This is a genomic window from Rothia koreensis (assembly GCF_052232265.1).
In the GTDB taxonomy this organism is placed as follows: domain Bacteria; phylum Actinomycetota; class Actinomycetes; order Actinomycetales; family Micrococcaceae; genus Rothia; species Rothia koreensis.
In genome coordinates this window covers 2,151,440-2,173,614 of record NZ_CP197643.1, presented here as the reverse complement: position 1 = coordinate 2,173,614, position 22,175 = coordinate 2,151,440, and the positions used below count along the sequence as shown (strand labels likewise).

The following is a 22,175-nucleotide window of genomic DNA, read 5'->3' as shown; positions in this document are numbered from 1 at the left end:
CGTACGTTGTGTTCTCCCCGGAGCCTCCGCAGCTCGGAAGGAGAACAGTGAACATCCTGCGGTGGCTCTTCGACGCTCAGCTGACCATTGGTGGAGGCTTCATCCTCTGGCGAGAGGTCCTGGGCAATTTCTTCGGCCTCGCGTCCGCCCTCGGCGGCATGCGACGCAAGGTCTGGGCGTGGCCGATCGGAATCATCGGCAACCTGCTCCTCTTCACCGTCTTTCTCGGAGCCGTGTTCGGTTCTCCCAATCCCGTGAATCTCCTCGGCCAGGCCGGTCGGCAGGTCATGTTCATTATCGTCTCCGTGTACGGCTGGTACCAGTGGAAGGCAGCCACCTCGCGCGGCGATGCGGCGGTCTCTCCCCGGTGGGCCACCTGGAAGGAACGGCTGATCCTGCTCGTCGCCCTGTTCGGCGGCACCGCCGTCCTGACCCCCGTGTTCAGGGCTCTCGGGTCCTACGAGCCCGTGTGGTCCGACGCCTGGATCTTCGTGGGATCGCTCCTGGCGACCTGGGGCATGGCCCGCGGGTGGGTCGAGTTCTGGCTGATCTGGGTCGCCGTCGACGTCGTGGGAGTGCCCCTTCTCTTCTCTGCCGGCTACTACGCCTCGGGCCTGATGTACCTGTTCTACGGCTGCTTCACCCTGACCGGTTTCTTCGTCTGGTGGCGCACTCGAAATCGCCAACGTCGAGTCCAGGTCGAGACGCGCTTCCCCGACCCCACGGTCGAAGTCACCGAAGGGAAACGGAAATGACGCCCGAATTCGATGCCCGTGACGAGTCCGCGATGGACGCGGCTCTCGACGCCGCCCTGCGCGGGCCCCGAGGCGCCAATCCTTTGGTCGGGGCGGTGCTCACCGACGAGACGGGACGGATACTGCACACGGGTCGACACATGGGAAGCGGAACCCCGCACGCGGAGGTCGATCTCATCGCGGCGGCCCGATCCGCCGGTACGGACCTGCGCGGGACCACGTTGTACGTGACGCTCGAACCGTGCCATCACACGGGCAGGACAGGGCCCTGCTCCCAAGCGATTCTCGAGGTCGGGATCCGTTCGGTGGTGTGCGCGACCGCGGACACGACCGAGACCGCTGCCGGAGGCGCCCGATTTCTCGCGGCCAACGGCGTGGACGTCCGGTCGGGACTGCACGCCGACCGTGCCCGCAGGATGAACGCGCGCTGGTGGACGTGCCAGGAAGAGGGCCGCCCCTTCGTGACCGCCAAGATCGCGGCGACGCAGGACGGCGTCGTCTCCGCCGAGGACGGAACGAGCCAGTGGATCACGGGGCCGGAAGCACGCGCCCACGGCCACAGACTCCGCGCCAGGGCGGACACGATCATGGTCGGTACGGGAACCGCGCTCACCGACAATCCCCGGCTCACGGCCCGTGGACCCGAAGGCGAGACGCTGCCCGAGCAACCTCGCCGGGCCGTCATGGGCCTGAGGCGACTTCCTGCTGGGGCCGCACTCGATGACGGAGAAGAAGCCCTCCGGCTCCCGACCCGTTCGCCACGCGAGGCCCTGGACCGTCTCGCCAGGGAAAACTCACGGCACGTACTGATCGAAGGCGGCCCCGGAATCGTTTCGGCCTTCCTTGCCGAAGGTCTCGTCGACGAGCTCTATTGGTACACCGCCCCGAAACTTCTCGGTTCCGGGCGACGCGCGATCGCGCAGCTGGCCGCGACGACCCTCTCCGACGCGCTGCCCCTGACCGTCGACCCTGCCGGGGCGGAAGCGGACGCAACAACCCACGGCATCGGCCTCCTGGGCCGGGACACACTCACCCATCTCGCCGCCGAGCCCGCTCCGGCGACCGAAAGAAAGTAGTAGCCATGTTCACCGGAATCATCGAATCCTTGGGAACGGTCGAAGCCATCGACAGGCAGGCCGATTCTGCTGTGCTCCGCGTCCGGGCCGGCGACCTGGCCTCGGACCTGCCCGCCGGGGGATCCCTCGCCGTCAACGGCGTCTGCCTGACCGCGACGGGAACGCACACAGGGGACGGACTCTTCGTTGCCGACGTCATCGGAGAGACTCTGGACCGCACCAACTTGGGCGAACTGAGCGAAGGATCCCGAGTCAACCTGGAAAGATGCCTGCCCGCCAACGGGCGGTTCGACGGCCACATCGTCCAAGGACACGTGGATGCGACCGGCGCCATCCTGTCCATCGAGGAACACCCCGAGTGGTCCGTGATTCGCGTGGCCGTGCCGGAAGACCTCGCGCCCCAGATCGCCGAAAAGGGATCCATCGCCCTCGACGGGATCTCACTGACCGTCACCGCGGTCAGCGCGCCCGCCGACCCGTTCGCCTGGTTCGAGATCGGCGTCATACCGACCACGCTCCGGGCGACGACGCTCGGAACCGCGCAACCGGGAGACACGGTCAATCTCGAAACCGACGCCGTGGCCAAGTACCTCCTGCGCGCCCGTGACTTCGACCTGACCCGATCGCAGAACGCCGTATCCGTCCCGGAGTCTCCGGGGCACGCGAACGGCAGCTTCGACTCCATCGACGACGCCATCCGGAGCATCGCCGCAGGCGGCCTCGCCGTCGTCGTCGACGACGAGGACCGCGAGAACGAGGGAGACCTCATCGGGGCCGCCGCGCTCGCGGACCCCGCGCGTCTGGGATTCATGGTCAGGTACTCCTCCGGAGTGGTGTGCGCACCGATGACGGGCGAACGAGCCGACGCCCTGGACCTGCCGCCCATGGTCGCCACCAATGAGGACCCCAAGGCCACCGCATACACGATCACCTGCGATGCCGCCCACGGAATCGACACCGGAATCAGCGCCCAGGACCGAGCAAAAACCTTGAACGTGCTGGCAGGTTCATCATCGACCGCCGCGGATCTCACCCGTCCGGGCCACATCCTTCCGTTGCGCGCCGTTGAGGGCGGTGTCCGGGCACGAGCCGGACACACGGAAGCCGCGGTCGAACTCGTGCGGCTCGCGGGGCTCCCGGAGGTCGGCTACATCGCGGAAATCATTCACGACGACGGAACGCTGATGCGCTTCGACGACCTGCGGGCCTTCGCCGACCTGTACGGCCTGCCCATGATCTCGATCGAAACGCTCGCCGAACGGTTGGCCCAGCTCGACGACGAGAGCGCCGACGCCGAATGACCACTGCCCACTCAGACCCCGACGAGCCCATCGACTCCTCGCAACCCGTGGTGGTGCCCACCCCGCAGGGCAACTTCAGCATGAGGGCATGGTCCTTCCCCGACGGTCACGAGCTCATGAGCGCGACCGCGCTGGACGACGCCGGTCAGGCGATCGACGCCGACAACCCGGCACCGCTCGTCCGGATCCACTCGGAATGCCTGACCGGCGATGTCTTCGGGTCCCTCAGATGTGACTGCGGACCGCAACTGCACCAGGGCCTCGACCAGATCTCCGCGCGCGGCGGAACCTTGATCTACGTCAAGGGGCACGAGGGCCGGGGCATCGGGTTGGTCAACAAGCTGAAGGCCTATCGACTTCAGGACGACGGCCTCGACACGGTCGACGCCAACCTCGCCCTCGGCTTCCAGGCCGATGGCCGCGCCTACCGCCAGGCCGCGCGCGTCCTGCGCGAACTGGGCATCACCACCCTGCGGCTGATCACCAACAATCCCGCCAAAGCCGAGGCGCTGACCGAACTGGGCCTCGTCGTCGGATCCTTGGAACCGGACGAAATTTCCCCGCGCAAGGAGAACGCGCGCTACCTGGCCACCAAGAGAGACCGGATGCATCACCGCCTGGTCCTCGTGCCGGTGGAGACAGACCAGGACGAACCGACGCCGCGCGGGCCCGTGGACGCCGCGTCGTCGGACGATCCCAACACCAACCAACCGACTACCGACTGAGGAGACATCATGAGTGGAATCGGAGCCCCAACCACCGAACTGGGACAGCTGCCGACCGAGGGACTGAGAATTGCCGTTGTCGCGGCATCATGGCACGAGCAGGTCATGGACGGCCTGGTCGATGGGGCGCGCAGAGCGCTCGCGGACGCATCGATCGAGGAAGCCGCGACGATCGTTCGTGTTCCGGGATCCTTCGAACTCCCGGTGGCCGCGAAGCGCCTGGCCGAGACCCATGACGCCGTCGTCGCGCTCGGCGTCGTGGTCCGTGGCGGAACCCCGCATTTCGACTACGTCTGCGATGCGGCGACGGCCGGACTGACCCAAGTCAGCGTCGAGACTGGTACACCCGTCGGTTTCGGCGTCCTGACCTGCGACGTCGACGAGCAGGCGCTTGATCGGGCCGGTTTGGAGGGGTCCAGCGAGGACAAAGGCTACGAAGCCACGGTCGCCGCGATCCAGACGGCGGTAACACTCGCTCATGTCGGAGGGTCCCGGGGTAACCTGGGCGGGTGAAAACCTTCGAAGACCTGTTCTCTGAACTGACCACCAAAGCCACCGATCGGCCGGCGGGTTCCAAGACCGTCGCCGAGCTCGATTCCGGGATCCATGGGATCGGCAAGAAGGTGGTCGAGGAAGCCGCTGAGGTCTGGATGGCCGGCGAGTACCAGACCGACGACGAGCTCTCCGAGGAGATCTCACAGTTGATCTATCATCTTCAGGTCCTGATGATCGCGCGCGGTCTCACCCCGGAAGACGTTTACAAGTTTCTCTGACCCGACCTGACCCCGGACTCGTCCGGATCCTCCCCGGAACCAAAGGATTTTCATGCTGCGAATTGCCGTGCCCAACAAGGGGGCACTCTCCCAGGCCGCCCAGACCATGCTCTCGGAAGCGGGATACCTCCAGCGGCGCGAGAGCCGCGAACTGGCGATCGTCGATGAGGAGAACCAGGTCGAGTTCTTCTATCTCCGGCCGCGTGACATCGCTGTCTACGTGGGGCACGGAACCCTGGACGTGGGCATCACGGGCCGGGATCTGCTCCTGGACTCCGAGGCCGACGCCGAAGAGGCGCTCGGGCTGGACTTCGCTCGTTCGACCTTCCACTTCGCCGGCCCGACCGGCCGCTTCACCTCGCCGGAGGAATTGCAGGGCAAGCGGGTGGCAACGAGCTACTCGAACCTGGTGCGCAACTACCTGAAGGAACAGAGGATCGACGCCGAGGTGGTCCGACTGGACGGGGCCATCGAGTCATCCATCCGGCTCGGAGTAGCCGATGCCATCGCCGACGTCGTCGAGACCGGCAACACGATGCGGGCCGCAGGGCTGGAGACCTTCGGTGATCCGATCATGCGCTCGGAGGCTTTGCTCATCAAGAGGCGTGGGCTCGAGGACGGTGCGAGCCTCGAGGTGCTCGGTCGCCGCCTGCGCGGGGTACTGGTCGCGCGACAGTACGTGCTGATGGATTTCGACGTGAGCGAGGAGAATCTCGAGGCGGCGACCGCGATCACGCCGGGCCTCGAGGCGCCGACCGTCTCGCCCCTGCAGCGCGAGGGCTGGTACGCGGTGCGGTCCATGGTCCCGAAGCGTTCGACCAACCAGCTGATGGACAGTCTGTACGAAGCCGGGGCGCGGGCCATCCTGGTGTCGCCGATCGGTGCGGCCCGACTCTGACGCGCGGGACGCCTCTCGAAAGGAAAGCACGATGAGCGTAGCTGTGCGAGTGATTCCCTGCCTGGACGTCGACGCCGGGCGGGTGGTCAAGGGCGTGAACTTCGAGGGTCTCCGCGATGCGGGTGACCCGGTGGAGCTGGCCAAACGGTACGACGCCGTCGGCGCCGACGAACTGACTTTTCTCGACGTCACGGCGTCGTCCTCGGACCGGGAGACCACCTACGACATCGTCGCCCAAACGGCCGAGGAAGTCTTCATCCCGTTGACCGTCGGTGGGGGAGTGCGCACCGCCGAGGACGTCGACCGGCTGTTGCGTGCGGGCGCCGACAAGGCCTCGATCAACACCGCGGCCATCAACCGACCCGAGGTCATCAACGAGATCGCGGAGAGGTTCGGAAACCAGGTTCTGGTCCTGTCCGTCGATGCCAAGCGCACAGACAATACGGCTTCCGGTTTCGAGGTCACGACCCACGGAGGACGTCGCTCAACCGGGATCGACGCGCTCGACTGGGCGTCCGAGGCGGCCGAGCGCGGCGTCGGCGAGATCCTTCTCAACTCGATCGACGCCGACGGAACCCGTGACGGTTTCGACCTGGAGATGATTCGTGCGGTGCGCGGCGTCGTCGGCATTCCGCTGATCGCCTCCGGCGGCGCGGGCGAACCGGCTCACTTTCCTGACGCCGTCAGGGCCGGCGCCGACGCGGTGCTTGCGGCGTCGATCTTCCACTTCGGCCCCGACACTGCGATTCGCGACGTCAAGACCGCCATTCGCGAGGCCGGGTTCCCCGTGCGCTGACCCTGCGCGCGGATCGGTGGACGGGTTCGACGCCCGGGCCCGGGGTGGGTACCGAGCCCGGGGTCGGTGCCTGAGCTCGGGTTCGGTACCCGGAGCCCGGGCTGGCGCCCGGGGCTGTGCGTCAGTAGCTGATCCGGACGTTCGCGGCCTCGCGACGCCCGAAGAGGTACAGCAGAATCTCGAGCGGGGTGCCCGTGATCGTGACGTGCTCACCCGTGCTCGGAGCCTTGACGACCTTCTGAACCAGTCCACTGACTCGCGAGGACGCAGACGGTTCGCGCAGAGTCTTCGTGCCGTAGGCGGGTCCGCCGTCGTCGTCGGTCCCGACCACGGTCAGGCCGTCGGGGTAGTCCTTCGCGAACATCTTGCCCTGCGAACCGATGGTCTTCCAGATTCGCTCGTTCTCACCCTCGATCCGCGATTCCGCGCCGTTCATCTCGGTCGAGTCGGGCGAGCCTCGCAGCACGTCCTCGCGGTGGATCACGTATTCGGCGAAGTTCATGCCGTAGTCCACGGTCTCGTTCTTGCGCTGCGGGGCATTGGCCGAACCGAATTTCTCGACCGCCTCCATGTAGGAGCGTCCGTCGGTCAGCTGGCCGGCGAGTTCTTCGGTCTTACGATCCGTGCGCGAGGCGAGCGGCGGAATCACGACGCCGGCCGCGATGTCCGGGCGAGTCTCGCGCAACACCAGGTGCGCAACCATGTGCTCCGTATTCCACCCCTCGCACAGGGTCGGCTTCCCGGGCCCGGTCCTGAGAAGGACGGAGACGAGTTGGTTCCTGAGGTCTGTGATAGCGCTCATGGTGCCAGTCTAAGCGATGCGCAACTGACGAAACCGGCCAGGACCTGGGGCCTTTCCATTAATGTTTGCCGGGGTCGGGGTGGGTGTGCTGGCGGGTGCGGGTGCGGGGGCCTCGGGCGGGGAAGGTGTTTGTGGGTGGGGACGTCTGGCGGCGAGTACGTCTGGCGGGCAGGTGCCCGTGTGCGCGGAGCGCCTGACTGCGGGAGTGCGCGGGCGGGACCTCGGGCGGGGAGCGCGTTTGTGGGCGGGGACGCCTGGCGAGCGGGTGTCTGTGGCGGCGGACGTCTGCCGCGGGCCGCTTCGATGCGGGGTGCGCATCGGCTAGCCGCCGAGGTGGCAGTTTTGTGCGACGTCGCCCCGCCGTTGGGCACCGAGAGCGGAGAGCTGAACGCTGTTGCGTGGCGGTTGCCCGCTTGCGAGGGGCTTGCCCGCAGAAAAACGGCGTACCGGGCCGAATGCGCGGGACTGCTGCGTGGTGGTTACCGGATTGCGAGGCGTTTTCCCGCGTTAGGTGGAGCTTCAACCACCACGTAACGGCGGATAACGCCACCGAATCGGGTAACCACCACCCTCGGGTCGAGCGGTTGCGTCGAGGCGATCAAGACGACGTCGCCCGACACCGCCCCGTCGCCAAGTGCCGCCACCGAGTACCGTCGTCGAGTGCCATCACGGAGTGGGCTCGTCGGGTGATCCCGTTGAGCGAGGCGCAGCGAGGACGCTGTGTGGTGGTTACCTGATCGTGAGGGGTTTGCCTACAGAAATCCGACGTACTCTCCCGAATGACCGGAACACTTGCGTGGCGATGACCGAATTACGTGGCGAATAGCCGCGGAAAGTCGTCGTGACTGGCCGGGTGTCCGGCACGTTTGTGTGGTGGTTACCCGATGGGGAGGCGTTGACCGGCGGAAAACCGACGTTCCCGGCCGTTTGGGTCGAGCCCTTGCGAGGCGGTTACCTGATTACGTGGCGTTTTCCCCCGTTAGGTGGAGCTTCAACCGCCACGCAACGGCGGACAACGCCACCGAATCGGGTAACCACCACCCTTGAGCCGAGCGGAGGGCTCCCGCACAAACCGGCCGACTGAGCCGAGCGGCGGGCTCCCGGACACACGGATCGACAGAGCCACCCGACGCGCACCTAGCCGCACCGACCGCGCAAGCCGAGCGGCCCCTGCACAGCCGCACCGACCGCCAAAGCCACGCGGCCCGCGCAGACCCACCTGACCGAGCGAACCGTCGCCCACGAACCTTGTGCCAGTACCCCAAGCCGCCACCCCGAGCCCCCCCCCGGAAAAAATCGACCCCCCCCAAAAAAAGCCCCCCAAAAAACCCACCCCACCCCGCGCCGTCCACACGTCCGCCGATCGAGGAAAAAGAATACGTGCCGCTATCAGGCGGTAGAGTTGTTGATTGATGATGAGCCAGTCGCAATCCCAGGATTCCGCGCTCCCCGCAGAGGTCGAGGAGCGCCTCACTTTCGATGCCCAGGGGCTGGTCGCAGCCATCGTGCAGCAGCACGATACGGGTGAAGTCCTCATGCTGGGGTGGATGGATGCCGAAGCCCTCCATCGGACCCTCACGAGTGGCCGGGTGACCTTCTGGTCACGGTCGCGTCAGGAGTATTGGCGCAAGGGAGACACCTCCGGCCACCGCCAGTACGTCCGGTCCGTGGCCATGGACTGCGACGGCGACGCCCTGCTCGTCCGGGTCGACCAAATCGGTGCGGCGTGCCACACGGGGACGCGCACCTGCTTCGACGGACGCGATCTGCAGGCCGTGGTCGGCCACGAAGAAGACTGAGCCTCGCCCCATCGTTGTAAGGACATTCCCATGACTACTCAGCAGAACGACCTCTCCGGCCAGATCCGACCCACCCGCGAGGAATTCCGAGCCCTGGCCGCCCGCCGCAGGGTGGTGCCCGTGAGCATTACCGTGGTTGCGGATTCACTCACGCCCATCGGCATCTACCGTTCGCTCGTGGCCCGTGACGGCCACGTTCGCCCCGGCACGTTCCTCCTCGAATCCGCGAACGCAGGGGCACAGTGGGCGAGGTATTCGTTCATCGGCGTATCTTCGCGCTCGACCCTGACCACCAAGAACGGCAAACCCTTCTGGCAGGGCACCGTTCCGGAAGGAGCACCGACCACGGGAAGCCCGGTCGACGCGATCCGCGAGACTCTCGAGATGCTCCACACCGAACCATTCGAGGACCTTCCGCCTCTGACTTCGGGGCTCGTCGGGTACCTGGGGTGGGACACCGTGCGCCACTGGGAAAAGCTGCCGCACCCGCCGACCGACGACGTCCACCTCCCGGAGTTCGCCCTCAACCTCGTGTCCGACATGGCCATCCACGACCACAAGGACGGATGCGTGACCCTGGTGGCCAACGCCATCAACTGGGACGGAACCTCCGATCGCGTGGATTGGGCGTACGACGACGCCGTCTCCCGCGTCCGTTCGATGCTCGAGCGCCTGGCCGAGCCCCTGAGCCGGACCACCGTGTCCTTCATGGCCGAACCCGACAAGGAAGAGGGACCCTTCGGGCAGGACGTCACGGAGACCTGGACCCGCCAGCAGTACATGAACTCGATCGTCGAGGGAAAACACGCGATCCATGATGGCGACATCTTCCAGATCGTCATTTCACGCCGCTTCGAGGCGGAGACCGATGCACTGCCCCTGGACGTGTACCGGGTGCTGCGGCAGACCAACCCGTCGCCCTACATGTACTTGTACGCGTTCGAGGACACGGAAGGTGAGCCCTATTCGATCGTGGGGTCCTCGCCCGAAGCCCTTGTGACCGTGACCGGGGACCGCGCCACGACCCATCCCATTGCCGGTTCCAGACCGCGAGGCGACACCCATGCGCACGACGTCGCCCTCGCCGAGGAACTGTTGGCCGACGAGAAAGAACGCTCGGAGCACCTGATGCTCGTGGACCTGTCCCGCAATGACCTGTCCAAGATCGCGGACCCCGGTACGGTCGAGGTCACCCAATTCATGGACATCGAGCGATTCAGTCACATCATGCACATCTCCTCGACGGTCGAGGCACGCATCCGGGAGGACGCCAACGCCTACGACGTCCTGAAAGCCACGTTCCCGGCCGGCACGCTCTCCGGGGCCCCGAAACCGAGAGCCATGCAACTGCTCGACGATTACGAGCCTCACCGACGCGGCGTCTACGCTGGCGTGGTGGGGTATTTCGACTTCGCCGGCAACATGGACATGGCGATCGCTATCCGCACCGCGCTGCTCAGGAAAGGGCGGGCGTACATCCAAGCGGGAGCCGGTATCGTGGCAGATTCCGACCCCGAGACCGAAGCCGATGAGACCGTCAGCAAGGCCGCGGCCCCGTTGCGAGCCGTGCTCCGTGCCCAGCACCTGACGAGCCTCGCCGAGGAGGATTGACCATGAGCGAGGATCCCGCCGAAGGATCTGCCCCCGTCGCACGGGTGGACGGAAACACGGACGACAAGACGAAGAAGGCGGGTTCCGGACGAGTCATTCTCACGAGCCTTCTGGTCCCGATCCTCGCGTTCGTCACCACCCTGTTTCCGTGGATCCACGCGAACGTCTCGAGCGTGATGTCGCAGGTCGACGTCGACGTCAAAGGGACCGACGCGGCGCCTGCCGTTTCCGCACTGGGTCTGGTCGCGCTCGCCGGGGTGGTCGCCGTCCGGATCGCGGGCAAGGTTCTGCGCGCCGTGATCTGCGCGGTCATCGCGTTGGCCGGCGCGGGCACCGCAATTTCGGCGCTGACCGCGGCCCTCAACCCGCAGGATGCGGCGATGACCAAAGTGGGCGAGGCCACCGGGACCAACGGGCCGGGCGGAAGCTATGTCGTGACCGTGTGGCCGTGGCTGACCTTCGTCCTGGGACTGGCCACGATCGTGGTGGCGCTGTGGTTGTGGTGGTCGAGCCGCCACTGGAAGACCACGTCGAGGCGTTACGAACGCGAGTCGCAACATTCGGTCCAAAAAGGTGACAACCCTCACGCCGACGACATCGACACCTGGGATTCGCTCACCGAAGGGGAAGACCCCACTCGTTAGCGAACACGAAACATCGCTCGCCCTCGTCATCGATGGCATAGAATGTCACGGTAGTGCGCGCTGGAAATCGCGCTGATCGCTTCATCGAAGGAGGGCCAGTGAGCTCTGAACAACAACTCGAACTCACGCCGGTCGCCGTGGAAGGCCACGGCAATACCGTCTCCGCATGGACTCTCGTCCTGTTGGTCATGCTGGGTTCGATTGTGGGATGCGTGGCGTTCTGCCTGGGCAATATCCCGTGGCTGATCGTCGGATTGGCGATCATCGCTGGCGGGTGCGTGGCCGGAGGAATTCTCAAGGCCCTCGGGTTCGGCAAACTCGGATCCCGCACGAAGACCCACAGTTGAGCATTGGGCTTCTGGCAGCGCTCCCTGATCGGCATGGTCGTCAGCGGGGCGCTGTTCTCTATGACCAGAGTGGCCCCGGGCCACGAAGAGCAGTAGACCGGAGATCACCGCTTTCATGACAGTTTTGGACGACATCATCGCCGGAGTCCGCGAGGACCTCGAGGAGCGGCGTCGGGCTGTGAGCCTCGACGAGCTCAAGGACCGCGTCTCGTCGGTCTCACCGGCCCGAGACGCCGTTTCGGCCCTGCGCGGTCCGGACCGGGACACCGTGGAGATCATCGCGGAGGTCAAACGCGCGAGCCCCTCCGCAGGAGATCTGAACGGTATCCCGGAGCCGGCCACGTTGGCTCACGAATACGAGGCCGGGGGAGCCGCCGCGATTTCCGTGCTCACGGAGTCGCGCCGCTTCAAGGGATCGCTCGAAGATCTCGACGCCGTCAGGTCGGAAGTCTCGATCCCGATCCTGCGCAAGGACTTCACGATCGATCCGTACATGATCTGGGAGGCCCGGGCCCATGGTGCGGACCTGGTCCTGCTGATCGTTGCTGCCCTGAGTGACCAGGAGCTTCACGAATATCTCGAACTGACCCATCGTCTCGGGATGAATGCGATCGTCGAGGCCCACACGGCCGACGAGATCGAGCGAGCTGTCGAGGCCGATGCCAACATCGTGGGCGTGAACGTCCGCAATCTCAAGACGCTCGAGACCGACAAAACCCACTTCGCGTCCCTCGCATCCCACCTTCCGGAAGGCCCCGTGATCATCGCGGAGTCCGGCGTGGCCGAACCGAGCGACGTCGCCGACTACGGACGCCAGGGCGCCGAAGTGGTCCTCGTGGGCGAGGCCCTGGTCAGGCACTCCGATCCGCGCGACGCTGTGGGCGAATTCAAGAACCAAGGCCGCAAGGCACGCGCGGCGTACTGGGAAGAGAAGGATGCACGAGATGGCCGATAATTCCACGCCGGAGCAGGACACCGAACTCGCCGAGCCCTTTCTGGGCGCCCAGAACGGTTCGTTGAGAAACGCGACCGGTCCGTACTTTGGGGACTTCGGCGGACAGTGGATGCCCGAATCCTTGATCCAGGCCATGGACGAACTCGAGGACACCTTCGAGAAGGCCAAGGCGGACCCGGAGTTTCTCGAGGAATTTCAGCGGCTGTCCCGCGAATACTCGAATCGGCCGTCGCTGCTCACCGAGGCAGAACGGCTGAGCGAGAAGGCCGGCGTTCGCATCTTCCTCAAGCGCGAGGACCTGAACCACACCGGATCCCACAAGATCAACAACGTTCTGGGCCAAGCCCTGTTGGCCAAGAAAATGGGCAAGACACGGTTGATCGCGGAAACCGGGGCGGGCCAGCACGGCGTGGCAACGGCGACTGCCGCGGCGTACTTCGGCATGGACTGCGTGGTCTACATGGGCGAGGTGGACACCAACCGTCAGGCACTCAACGTGGCGCGGATGCAGCTGCTGGGCGCGAAGGTCATCGCTGTGCAGAACGGATCACGCACCCTCAAGGATGCGATCAACGAGGCGCTGCGTGACTGGGTCGCCAACGTCGAGGACACCCACTATCTTCTCGGCACGGCCGCGGGGGCGCACCCCTTCCCGGCCATGGTCCGGTACTTCCACGATGCGATCGGTACCGAGGCGCGTCAGCAACTCCTGGACAGGACGGGTCGGTTGCCCGACGCGGTCGCGGCCTGCGTGGGCGGTGGATCCAACGCGATCGGCATGTTCCACGCATTCCTGGACGATGAGTCCGTCGAGCTCTACGGCTTGGAGCCCGGTGGCGACGGAATCGACACCGACCGCCACGCCGCGACGATCAACCTCGGCAGGCTCGGTGTGCTCCACGGGGCACGCACCTACCTGATGCAGGACGACGACGGCCAGACCATCGAGTCGCATTCGATTTCGGCCGGACTCGACTACCCGGGCGTCGGCCCCGAACACGCGTACCTGTCCGACATCGGGCGAGTCTCCTATCAGGCCGTGACCGATACCGAAGCCATGGACGCTCTCCGCGCCCTGTGCGAGTCCGAGGGCATCATCCCCGCCATCGAATCCGCCCACGCCCTGGCCGGTGCGCTGCGCCTGGCAGAACAGTGGAAGGCCGAGGATCCGGAGACGGCAAGGAACAAGATCATTGCGGTCTGCCTGTCCGGACGAGGGGACAAGGACATGAGCACGGCCGTCGAGTGGTTCGGGCTGGGCAAGGCAACCCCGAGTTCCGAGGTCAACGCGGCCAACCTGCGCAGCCAGGAATCCGGGAACGCCGACGCACCAGCATCGGAGTCCGGCCCCGCCGATTCGGAGGAACAGAAATGACGACACCGCATCAGGACGCCGGCCGCTACAGCGCCGCCACGAAACGCTTTCCGGAGCCGAACCCCGATTCGAAGGTTTCCGCCCGGATCCGGGACTGCCGCGACCAGGGGAGACCCGCGCTGATTGGCTACCTGCCGGTGGGCTACCCGACGGTCGACGAGTCGATCCGTGCCGGCATCGAGCTGGGACGGAACGGGGCAGACATCATTGAGCTGGGCATCCCGTACTCGGACCCCGTGATGGACGGACCCGTGATCCAGGACGCCACCACGGTGGCGTTGAGCAATGGCTTCAAGGTCGATGACGTCTTCCGCGCCGCCCGCGAGATCACCGATCAGACGGACGCGGTCGTCGTCGTGATGACCTACTGGAACCCCGTGCTGCGCAAGGGAGTCGATGAATTCGCTCGTCAGCTCGCCGAAGCCGGCGGTGCCGGCATCATCACGCCCGATCTCGTCCCCAATGAAGCGGGCGAGTGGTTCGAGGCGAGCCAGGCGCATGGTCTCGATCGCATCTTCCTCGCGGCTCCTTCGTCCTCGGTCGAACGACTCGACATGATCGCCCACGCCTCGAGCGGCTTCGTGTACGCGGTATCCGTGATGGGCGTGACGGGCGCGAGATCGTCGGTCTCCGACGTCGCCGAGCGCCTGGTCACGGACATACGGGCCGCCGGGGCGGAGAACGTGTGCGTGGGCCTCGGCGTGTCGCGTCGCGAGCACGTGGACGAGATCGGAGCATACGCCGACGGCGTCATCGTGGGTACCGCCCTGGTCAAAGCACTGGGCGACGGCGGACCGGAGGCCGTGGGACGTCTCGCGCGCGAACTGGCCGGCCGTCCCGAACAGCCGGCGTGAACCCGATGACCCCCACGGCTGCCATTCCCTCTCCGACATGGTCGGCGTTCCATCTGGGGCCCCTGACCATTCATGCCTACGCCCTGTGCATCCTGCTCGGGATCGTCATCTGCATCTGGTTGACCTCCAGGCGCTGGCGAGCCATGGGCGAGGACCCGGAGAGAATTTGGGACATCGCCCTGTGGGCGATCCCGTTCGGCCTCGTGGGGGCCAGAATGTACCACGTGTTCGTGACGGCTCCGGGGGACTACTTCGGGCCCGGCCGGAACCCCGTGGACGCCCTCAAGATCTGGGAGGGCGGTATCGGCATCATGGGTGCCGTCACCCTGGGCGGCCTCGGTGCGTGGATCGCGTGCCGGAAAATGGGCCTCTCTCTGGTGAAATTCGCCGACGCCGCGGCCCCGGGAATCATCATCGCCCAAGGTATCGGGCGCTGGGGCAACTGGTTCAACCAGGAACTGTTCGGCAAGCCCACGAGCCTTCCCTGGGGGCTCGAGATCGACCCCATGTCGCACAATTTCCCGGCCCAGTACCCACCAGGAACGCTGTTCCATCCCACCTTCCTGTACGAATCCCTCTGGGACCTGCTGGGCGGTTTGATCCTCCTGTGGCTCTCGCGTCGGATCCTGGTGAAGAGCGGTCAGGTGTTCTGGACGTACGTCATGTACTACGGGATCGGCCGTTTCCTGATCGAATTGTTCCTCCGCATCGACGAATCCGATGTCATTCTGGGTCTGCGCATCCACGTCTGGACCTCGGGAATACTGGTCCTCTTGGCCCTGGTCATGCTGGTCGTCGTCTCGCGCCGTCGGCCGCGTGAACCCCAGGAACACGAGGAGCTGACCGCGTAACACAACCGGGCCCACGGAAGCGTATGACGCCGCCCACCACGGTCCGTGGTAGTTTTGGTCAACAACACATAGGCAAGTTGGGCTGCCCGCTCACGCATCACATGACGGGAGCCACCACCGATTCGGCGTCGACACCTAGGAACGCCGACACTTTGTCTCGTGATTGCTGCAATGAAGCGGCCACCACCGAAACGTAGGGCACTGCCCGGGTGAAGCGCTCGTTGCGGACGCGATGAGCACTCTTTTCTTCCCGTACGGTGCCGGAGCTGGATCCAAATGCCCGGCCACCTGTCCGAGGGACGTTTCGTCTGGCCGCCGAACGTGGTTTCGCGCAGTCCGCTGCGCGGGCCCAGGAGCTCGGTCAGGGCATGACCCGAAACCGAGCTCACGGACTCACACGAGGAAGAGAGGCTTCAGCGTGACTCGCTTCGAAACGCCCCGTTCCACCACGGAACCAGGTGAGGTGCGCTCACCGTTCACCGCATTCGCGGACATCCCCGAGAAAGACGGTCTCTACGACCCGGATTTCGAGAAGGATGCCTGCGGTCTTGCCATGATCGCGAACTTGACCGGCGAGGCGACGCACGACGTCGTCGACAAAGCACTGACGGCTCTTCGCTCGCTCGAACACCGCGGGGCGGTAGGCGCCGACGAAGGCACCGGCGATGGTGCGGGCCTTCTGACCCAGGTCCCGGACGAATTCTTCCGGAAGAGCGTTGACTTCTCCCTGCCGGAACTTGGCAAGTACGCGGTCGGCACGGCGTACCTGCCCACGCACGGTGAGAACGCGGAGGAACTCCAGGATGCCCTGACTGAGATGGCCGAGGCCGAAGGCCTTCAGGTGCTCGGATGGCGCGAGGTCCCGGTGGACGAAACCGTGGTCGGCGCCTCTGCGCGGGCGGTTATGCCGCACTTCGTGCAGATGTTCGTCTCGGAGGCGGTCAACGAGGTCACCGAAGAAGCATTCACCGGGCACATTCCCGTGGTCGATCTGGACCCCGACCAAGAACGTCGCCAACTGGACCAGAAGGCATTCCGCATCCGGAAGCGGTCCCAGCACAAGCTCGGCATCTACTTCCCGTCCTTTTCGACGCGGACCATCACCTACAAGGGCATGCTCACCACGGCTCAGCTCGAGCCGTTCTACCCCGACCTGTCCGATCCGCTGTTCTCCACGCGACTGGCGATCGTGCACTCGAGGTTCTCCACGAACACCTTCCCTTCGTGGCCCCTCGCGCAGCCTTTCCGGACCATCGCCCACAACGGTGAAATCAATACGGTCAAGGGCAACCGGAACTGGATGAGAGCCCGCCAGTCGCAGTTGAAGTCACCGCTGCTCGGCCGGCACCCGGAGGAGCTGTTCCCGATTTGCTCGGTGGGCGCCTCCGACTCGCAGTCACTCGACGAGGTGGCCGAATTGCTCATGCTCTCGGGCCGCTCGATGCCCGAGGCGATCATGATGATGCTCCCGGAGGCCTGGGAGAACCACGAGACGATGGACGAGAACCGTCGCGCGTTCTACCGGTACCACTCGAGCCTCATGGAACCGTGGGACGGCCCGGCCGCGGTCACCTTCACCGACGGCGACATGGTCGGATCGGTGCTCGACCGGAACGGCTTGCGCCCCGGTCGCTACTGGCAGACCGACGACGGTCTGGTCATCTTCGCCTCGGAGGTCGGCGTCGTCGACCTGGGGGACACGAAGATCGTTGCCAAGGGCCGAGTGTCCCCGGGCACGATGTTCCTGGTCGACACGAAGGAAGGGCGCATCGTGCCCGACCAAGAAATCAAGGACCAGGTCGCGGCCCGCAACCCGTGGAAGGAATGGGCCGATCAGAACATCTTCACGCTCGACGACCTTCCGGAGCGTGAGCACCGCAACCCGCCGGCCCAGTCGATCCTGGTGCGGCAACAGATCTTCGGGTACACCCACGAAGAACTCACATCCATCCTGGGGCCCATGGCAGCCAAGGGTGCCGAACCCATTTACGCGATGGGCACGGATACCCCCATTGCGGTGCTCGCGAAGCGGCCGCGGCTCCTGTTCGACTACTTCATCCAGTCCTTTGCGCAGGTCACGAACCCGCCCCTGGACTCGATCCGCGAGGAACTCGTGACCTCGTTGCGCAGTTCCCTCGGGCCGAACGGCAACCTGTTGCGCAACGGCTATGTCACGTCGCGCCAGCTCGAACTCGACTTTCCAGTGATCGACAACGACCAGCTCGACAAGATCATGCACATCGAGGACGAGGACGGTATGGCCACCGCCCTGAAGGTTCGGGGCCTCTACGAGCCTTCCGGCGGTGCCGCGTCCCTGAGGTCTCGGCTGTCCGAAATCTGTGAGAAAGTCTCGGCCGCCGTGAACCGCGGCGTGGAGTACGTGGTTCTCTCGGATCGCAACGCGAACGCCAACTGGGCTCCGATTCCCTCCCTGCTGCTGACCGCCGCGGTGCATCACCACCTGCTCCGGTCCGCCACCCGGACCAAGGTCGGCCTGGTCGTGGAGGCCGGTGACGTCCGCGAGGTCCACCATGTCGCCGCACTCGTCGGCTTCGGGGCCTCCGCGGTGAACCCGTACTTGGCCATGGAATCGGTCGAGCAGCTGGTGCGTACCGGTGCCCTGGAAGGTGTCACGGCCGAGCAGGCGACGCGCAACCTGATCAAGGCCCTGGGGAAGGGCCTGCAGAAGATCATGTCCAAGATGGGCATTTCGACCGTGAGCTCCTACTGCGGCGCCCAGACCTTCGAAGCACTCGGCCTGTCCCAGGCATTCGTGGACGAATACTTCACGGGAACGCACTCGCAGATGGGCGGCGTCGGTCTGAACGTGATTTCGGACGAGGTCAAGGCCCGGCATGACCGCGCGTACCCGCAGGACGGGGTCAAGGTTCCGTACCGTGACCTCGAGTCCGGAGGTGAATACGACTGGCGCAGGGACGGTGCCCCGCACCTGTTCAACCCGCACACGATCTTCCGGCTCCAGCACTCGACCAAGACCCGCAGATACGACATCTTCAAGTCCTACACGAAGCTCGTGGACGACCAGTCCCGGGACCTCATGACCCTCCGTGGGCTCCTCGATTTCGCGCCCCGGCGACAGCCGGTGCCTCTCGAGGAGGTCGAGTCGGTGAGCTCGATCGTCAAGAGGTTTTCCACCGGCGCGATGTCCTACGGTTCGATCTCGCAGGAGGCGCACGAGACGCTGGCGATCGCGATGAACCGGCTGGGCGGCAAGTCCAACACGGGTGAGGGTGGCGAGGACCTGGAACGCCTTCTCGACCCCGAGCGGCGTTCGGCCATCAAGCAAGTGGCTTCGGGCAGGTTCGGAGTGACCAGCCTGTACCTGACCAACGCCACGGACATTCAGATCAAGATGGCGCAGGGGGCAAAACCGGGCGAGGGCGGCCAGCTCATGTCCGCCAAGGTCTACCCCTGGGTCGCCCGCACGCGCCACGCGACTCCTGGAGTCTCTCTGATCTCGCCGCCTCCTCACCACGACATCTACTCGATCGAGGACCTCGCCCAGCTGATCTACGATCTCAAACGGGCGAACCCGGAGGCCCGGGTGCACGTCAAGCTGGTTTCCGAAATCGGGATCGGCACGGTCGCAAGCGGTGTGACGAAGGCGAAGGCCGACGTCGTCCTCGTCTCGGGGCACGACGGCGGGACCGGTGCCGCGCCCATGAACTCCCTCAAGCACGCGGGTGCACCCTGGGAGCTCGGCCTCGCCGAGACCCAGCAAACCCTGTTGCTCAACGGGCTTCGCGACCGCGTCGTCGTGCAGGCGGACGGGCAGATCAAGACGGGACGCGACGTCGTCGTGGCCGCACTGCTCGGCGCGGAGGAGTACGGCTTCGCAACGGCGCCCCTGGTGGTCGAAGGGTGCATCATGATGCGCAAGTGCCACCTGGATACGTGTCCGGTCGGAGTCGCGACCCAGAATCCGAAGCTGCGCGAGCGGTTCACCGGCAAGGCCGACCACGTGGTCAACTTCTTCGAGTTCATCGCGGAAGAAGTCCGCGAATACCTGGCCGAGCTGGGTTTCCGGAGCCTGGACGAGGCCATCGGCCACGCCGAGGTGTTGGATACCCGCAAGGCGGTCGCACACTGGAAGGCCGAGGGGCTCGACCTGCGCCATATACTGCGGTCCACCGCCGACGAATACGGCAACCAGGGGACCAGGAACACCAGGCCGCAGGATCATGAGCTCGAGAAGCACATGGACAACGAGCTGATTCGGCTGTCCGAGCCGGCCTTGACGTACCGCACGCCGGTATCGATGGATCACCCCATCATCAACACGGATCGAGCCGTCGGAACGATGCTCGGCCACCGGGTGACCAAGACCTTCGGTGCGGAGTTCCTGGACCATGACACGATCACGGTCAATCTCCACGGCCAAGCAGGACAGTCCCTGGGTGCTTTCCTGCCCCGGGGAATCACCCTGAGGCTGACGGGCGACTCGAACGACTACACGGGCAAGGGACTCTCCGGCGGACGCATCATCATTCGGCCCGAGGCCGACGCCCTGTTCGAGGCCCAGGACAACGTGATCGCGGGAAACGTGATCGGGTACGGCGCAACCAGCGGAGAACTGTTCCTGAGGGGGCAGGTGGGGGAGCGATTCCTCGTGCGCAATTCAGGCGCCACCGCCGTGGTGGAAGGCATTGGCGACCACGGGTGCGAGTACATGACGGGCGGTGTTGCGCTCATCATCGGTCAGACCGGTCGCAACTTCGGCGCCGGGATGTCCGGTGGCGTGGCCTACGTCCTGGACCTGGATCTGGCCGACGTGAACAAGGCCGCGCGTGAATCGGGTGAGCTGACGTTCTCCGGTCTGGACGAGGAGGACGAAAAGCTCGTCCGGAGCCTGTTGGAGAAGCATTTCGCGGAAACCGGTTCCACGGTTGCCCAGACGATGCTGGCAGATCCTGCCGGGTCCATGGCGCGGCTGACCCGAGTTCTTCCCCGCGATTTCGCGGCGGTCCAAGGAATTCGCACCCGGGCCGAGGCCGAAGGAAACGATCCGGACAGCGATCCGGTGTGGCAGGAGATTTTGGAGGTGACCGCGCGTGGCTGATCCCCGTGGCTTTCTGACGTACGAACATCGCGCTGACCGGCCCAAGCGGCCGGTGCCGGTCAGGATCCTGGACTGGAAGGAAGTCCAGGTCGAGCAGGACTCGGCGACACTCAAGCAGCAGGCGTCCCGTTGCATGGACTGCGGCGTCCCCTTCTGCCATCAGGGCTGTCCTTTGGGGAACTTGATTCCCGAGTGGAACGACTTGATGTGGCGGGGGAGAACGGACGAGGCCGTGCAGAGAATGCACGCGACCAACAATTTTCCGGAGTTCACGGGCCGTGTTTGCCCCGCGCCGTGCGAGTCCTCGTGCGTGCTCGGGATCAATCAGCCTGCGGTTACGATCAAGCAGATCGAATACACGATCGGGGAGAAGGCCTTCGACGAGGGTCTCATCGAGCCTCACCTGCCGGAACGCCTGGTGGACAAGACGGTTGCCGTGGTCGGCTCCGGGCCTGCGGGCCTCGCGGCCGCCCAGCAACTGACACAAGCGGGCTACACGGTCGCGGTCTACGAGCGCGACGACCGCATCGGAGGCCTGCTCCGGTACGGGATCCCCGACTTCAAGATGGAGAAATCCGTTCTCGACCGTCGCCTCGACGTCATGCGCGCCGAAGGCACGAGGTTCCGCGCCGGCGTGGAGATCGGCAGGGACATCACGTGGGACCAGTTGCGCCGGAGGTACGACGCCGTCGTGGTCGCCACGGGTGCAACCAAACCGCGCGACCTGCCGATCCCGGGCCGTGACCTGTCAGGGGTCCATTTCGCGATGGAGTACTTGGTGCAGTCCAACCGTGTCGGAGCAGGCGACGAGGTTCCGGACCAGATCAACGCCGAGGGAAAGCACGTGGTGATCCTCGGTGGCGGCGACACGGGTGCCGACTGCATCGGAACCGCGAACCGCCAGAAGGCCGCGTCGGTCACGACCCTTGCCATTGGCAAGAAGCCGCCCGAGGACCGCGCCGAGCACGAGCCGTGGCCGATGTTCCCCAACCTCTTCGAGGTCGCGAGCGCGCACGAAGAAGGCGGGGAACGCAATTACCTCGCTTCGACCGTGGAGTTCGTGGGGGAGAACGGTCAGGTCACGGGCATCAAGGTCGCCGAGACGGAATATCGCGAGGACGGAACCCGAGGCCCGAAGGAAGGCTCCGAGAGAATCATCCCGGCAGACTTGGTGTTCCTGGCCTTGGGCTTCACGGGACAGGATTCCGAGGCCATAGCGGAGCAGGCCGGTGCCGAGTTGGACCGGCGCTCCAACGTCTCCCGGGGAGAGGACTACATGACCAACGTTCCTGGCATCTTCTCCTGTGGCGACGCCGGTCGTGGACAGTCGCTGGTCGTGTGGGCGATCGCTGAGGGGCGTGCCTGCGCGGCCGCCGTCGAACGCCATCTGGTCGGCGGCACGCTGCTCCCCGAACCCGTCGCACCGACGGATCGACCGATCGACCTTCTGTAGAGGGCGGCTCGAGTCCCGATGCTGGGGCGGACTCCACGGAGAACGCGGTGAACCCAGCCGGGGGCCTCGGGCTTCCGAAG

General features: G+C 65.6%; 19 protein-coding genes. 18 read left to right on the top strand and 1 reads right to left on the bottom strand.

Annotation, left to right across the window (positions count from 1 at the left end; all coding sequences use genetic code 11):
• Window positions 1–47: 47 nt before the first annotated feature.
• Genes pnuC through hisF form a run of 8 tightly spaced genes read left to right on the top strand, consistent with a single transcriptional unit; the run spans window position 48 to window position 6,324 of the window.
• Complete coding sequence (gene pnuC / locus ACTSLZ_RS09685) at window positions 48–755, top strand: nicotinamide riboside transporter PnuC (protein WP_178979966.1); 708 nt, start codon at window positions 48–50, stop codon at window positions 753–755.
• The gene (gene ribD, locus ACTSLZ_RS09680; RefSeq protein WP_443094881.1) at window positions 752–1,831 is read left to right on the top strand and encodes a bifunctional diaminohydroxyphosphoribosylaminopyrimidine deaminase/5-amino-6-(5-phosphoribosylamino)uracil reductase RibD; all 1,080 of its coding nucleotides are present in this window, start codon (window positions 752–754) and stop codon (window positions 1,829–1,831) included. The genes pnuC and ribD overlap by 4 nt, the downstream gene beginning before the upstream one ends.
• 5 nt (window positions 1,832–1,836) lie before the next feature.
• Window positions 1,837–3,132 carry a riboflavin synthase gene (locus ACTSLZ_RS09675; RefSeq protein WP_443094880.1) on the top strand — a complete coding sequence of 432 codons (1,296 nt, stop codon included), beginning with the start codon at window positions 1,837–1,839 and terminating at the stop codon, window positions 3,130–3,132.
• On the top strand, window positions 3,129–3,857 hold the full coding sequence (locus tag ACTSLZ_RS09670) for a GTP cyclohydrolase II (RefSeq protein ID WP_443094879.1): 729 nt from the start codon (window positions 3,129–3,131) through the stop codon (window positions 3,855–3,857). Before ACTSLZ_RS09675 ends, ACTSLZ_RS09670 begins: the two co-directional genes overlap by 4 nt.
• A 9-nt stretch (window positions 3,858–3,866) precedes the next feature.
• Window positions 3,867–4,370, top strand: a complete 504-nt coding sequence (gene ribH / locus ACTSLZ_RS09665) for a 6,7-dimethyl-8-ribityllumazine synthase (RefSeq protein WP_443094878.1) — start codon at window positions 3,867–3,869, stop codon at window positions 4,368–4,370.
• A complete protein-coding gene (locus ACTSLZ_RS09660; protein ID WP_129315777.1) occupies window positions 4,367–4,630 on the top strand; it encodes a phosphoribosyl-ATP diphosphatase in 264 nt (87 codons plus the stop codon). The genes ribH and ACTSLZ_RS09660 overlap by 4 nt, the downstream gene beginning before the upstream one ends.
• Before the next feature lie 52 nt (window positions 4,631–4,682).
• A complete protein-coding gene (gene hisG, locus ACTSLZ_RS09655; protein WP_129315776.1) occupies window positions 4,683–5,528 on the top strand; it encodes an ATP phosphoribosyltransferase in 846 nt (281 codons plus the stop codon).
• A gap of 31 nt (window positions 5,529–5,559) precedes the next feature.
• The gene (gene hisF / locus ACTSLZ_RS09650; protein WP_443094877.1) at window positions 5,560–6,324 is read left to right on the top strand and encodes an imidazole glycerol phosphate synthase subunit HisF; all 765 of its coding nucleotides are present in this window, start codon (window positions 5,560–5,562) and stop codon (window positions 6,322–6,324) included.
• Window positions 6,325–6,445: 121 nt separating this feature from the next.
• Here the strand turns inward: hisF and ACTSLZ_RS09645 are convergent, their stop codons facing one another.
• Window positions 6,446–7,126 (bottom strand): maleylpyruvate isomerase family mycothiol-dependent enzyme, encoded by a 681-nt coding sequence (locus tag ACTSLZ_RS09645; protein ID WP_443094876.1) that lies wholly within the window; start codon window positions 7,124–7,126, stop codon window positions 6,446–6,448.
• 1,412 nt (window positions 7,127–8,538) lie between these two features.
• Between ACTSLZ_RS09645 and hisI the strand changes: the two genes are divergently transcribed.
• The 10 genes from hisI (at window position 8,539) to ACTSLZ_RS09595 (ending at window position 22,095) form a co-directional block, all read left to right on the top strand.
• A complete protein-coding gene (gene hisI, locus ACTSLZ_RS09640; protein WP_420852877.1) occupies window positions 8,539–8,925 on the top strand; it encodes a phosphoribosyl-AMP cyclohydrolase in 387 nt (128 codons plus the stop codon).
• 30 nt (window positions 8,926–8,955) lie between these two features.
• Window positions 8,956–10,536, top strand: a complete 1,581-nt coding sequence (locus ACTSLZ_RS09635; RefSeq protein WP_443094875.1) for an anthranilate synthase component I — start codon at window positions 8,956–8,958, stop codon at window positions 10,534–10,536.
• Between the two features lie 2 nt (window positions 10,537–10,538).
• Entirely contained in the window at window positions 10,539–11,180 is a 642-nt protein-coding gene (locus ACTSLZ_RS09630) for a Trp biosynthesis-associated membrane protein (RefSeq protein ID WP_397556064.1), read from the top strand.
• A gap of 98 nt (window positions 11,181–11,278) precedes the next feature.
• The gene (locus ACTSLZ_RS09625; protein ID WP_129315485.1) at window positions 11,279–11,527 is read left to right on the top strand and encodes an HGxxPAAW family protein; all 249 of its coding nucleotides are present in this window, start codon (window positions 11,279–11,281) and stop codon (window positions 11,525–11,527) included.
• A gap of 115 nt (window positions 11,528–11,642) precedes the next feature.
• Entirely contained in the window at window positions 11,643–12,482 is an 840-nt protein-coding gene (trpC, locus tag ACTSLZ_RS09620; protein WP_443094874.1) for an indole-3-glycerol phosphate synthase TrpC, read from the top strand.
• Entirely contained in the window at window positions 12,472–13,857 is a 1,386-nt protein-coding gene (trpB, locus tag ACTSLZ_RS09615; RefSeq protein WP_443094873.1) for a tryptophan synthase subunit beta, read from the top strand. The genes trpC and trpB overlap by 11 nt, the downstream gene beginning before the upstream one ends.
• Window positions 13,854–14,711: a tryptophan synthase subunit alpha gene (gene trpA / locus ACTSLZ_RS09610; protein WP_443094872.1), complete on the top strand. Its 858-nt coding sequence runs from the start codon at window positions 13,854–13,856 to the stop codon at window positions 14,709–14,711. Before trpB ends, trpA begins: the two co-directional genes overlap by 4 nt.
• A gap of 5 nt (window positions 14,712–14,716) precedes the next feature.
• Complete coding sequence (lgt, locus tag ACTSLZ_RS09605) at window positions 14,717–15,562, top strand: prolipoprotein diacylglyceryl transferase (protein ID WP_443094871.1); 846 nt, start codon at window positions 14,717–14,719, stop codon at window positions 15,560–15,562.
• Window positions 15,563–15,980: 418 nt separating this feature from the next.
• A complete protein-coding gene (gltB, locus tag ACTSLZ_RS09600) occupies window positions 15,981–20,642 on the top strand; it encodes a glutamate synthase large subunit (RefSeq protein ID WP_443094870.1) in 4,662 nt (1,553 codons plus the stop codon).
• On the top strand, window positions 20,635–22,095 hold the full coding sequence (locus ACTSLZ_RS09595) for a glutamate synthase subunit beta (protein WP_443094869.1): 1,461 nt from the start codon (window positions 20,635–20,637) through the stop codon (window positions 22,093–22,095). Before gltB ends, ACTSLZ_RS09595 begins: the two co-directional genes overlap by 8 nt.
• Window positions 22,096–22,175: the final 80 nt, after the last annotated feature.

Coding starts and splice junctions, on each gene's coding strand:
- ACTSLZ_RS09645 (WP_443094876.1), bottom strand. CDS start 7,126: ATGAGCGCTATCACAGACCTCAGGAACCAACTCGTCTCCGTCCTTCTC.
- ACTSLZ_RS09670 (WP_443094879.1), top strand. CDS start 3,129: ATGACCACTGCCCACTCAGACCCCGACGAGCCCATCGACTCCTCGCAA.
- hisF (WP_443094877.1), top strand. CDS start 5,560: ATGAGCGTAGCTGTGCGAGTGATTCCCTGCCTGGACGTCGACGCCGGG.
- trpC (WP_443094874.1), top strand. CDS start 11,643: ATGACAGTTTTGGACGACATCATCGCCGGAGTCCGCGAGGACCTCGAG.
- trpA (WP_443094872.1), top strand. CDS start 13,854: ATGACGACACCGCATCAGGACGCCGGCCGCTACAGCGCCGCCACGAAA.
- ACTSLZ_RS09630 (WP_397556064.1), top strand. CDS start 10,539: ATGAGCGAGGATCCCGCCGAAGGATCTGCCCCCGTCGCACGGGTGGAC.
- ribH (WP_443094878.1), top strand. CDS start 3,867: ATGAGTGGAATCGGAGCCCCAACCACCGAACTGGGACAGCTGCCGACC.
- lgt (WP_443094871.1), top strand. CDS start 14,717: ATGACCCCCACGGCTGCCATTCCCTCTCCGACATGGTCGGCGTTCCAT.
- ribD (WP_443094881.1), top strand. CDS start 752: ATGACGCCCGAATTCGATGCCCGTGACGAGTCCGCGATGGACGCGGCT.
- hisG (WP_129315776.1), top strand. CDS start 4,683: ATGCTGCGAATTGCCGTGCCCAACAAGGGGGCACTCTCCCAGGCCGCC.
- ACTSLZ_RS09635 (WP_443094875.1), top strand. CDS start 8,956: ATGACTACTCAGCAGAACGACCTCTCCGGCCAGATCCGACCCACCCGC.
- ACTSLZ_RS09675 (WP_443094880.1), top strand. CDS start 1,837: ATGTTCACCGGAATCATCGAATCCTTGGGAACGGTCGAAGCCATCGAC.
- hisI (WP_420852877.1), top strand. CDS start 8,539: ATGATGAGCCAGTCGCAATCCCAGGATTCCGCGCTCCCCGCAGAGGTC.
- trpB (WP_443094873.1), top strand. CDS start 12,472: ATGGCCGATAATTCCACGCCGGAGCAGGACACCGAACTCGCCGAGCCC.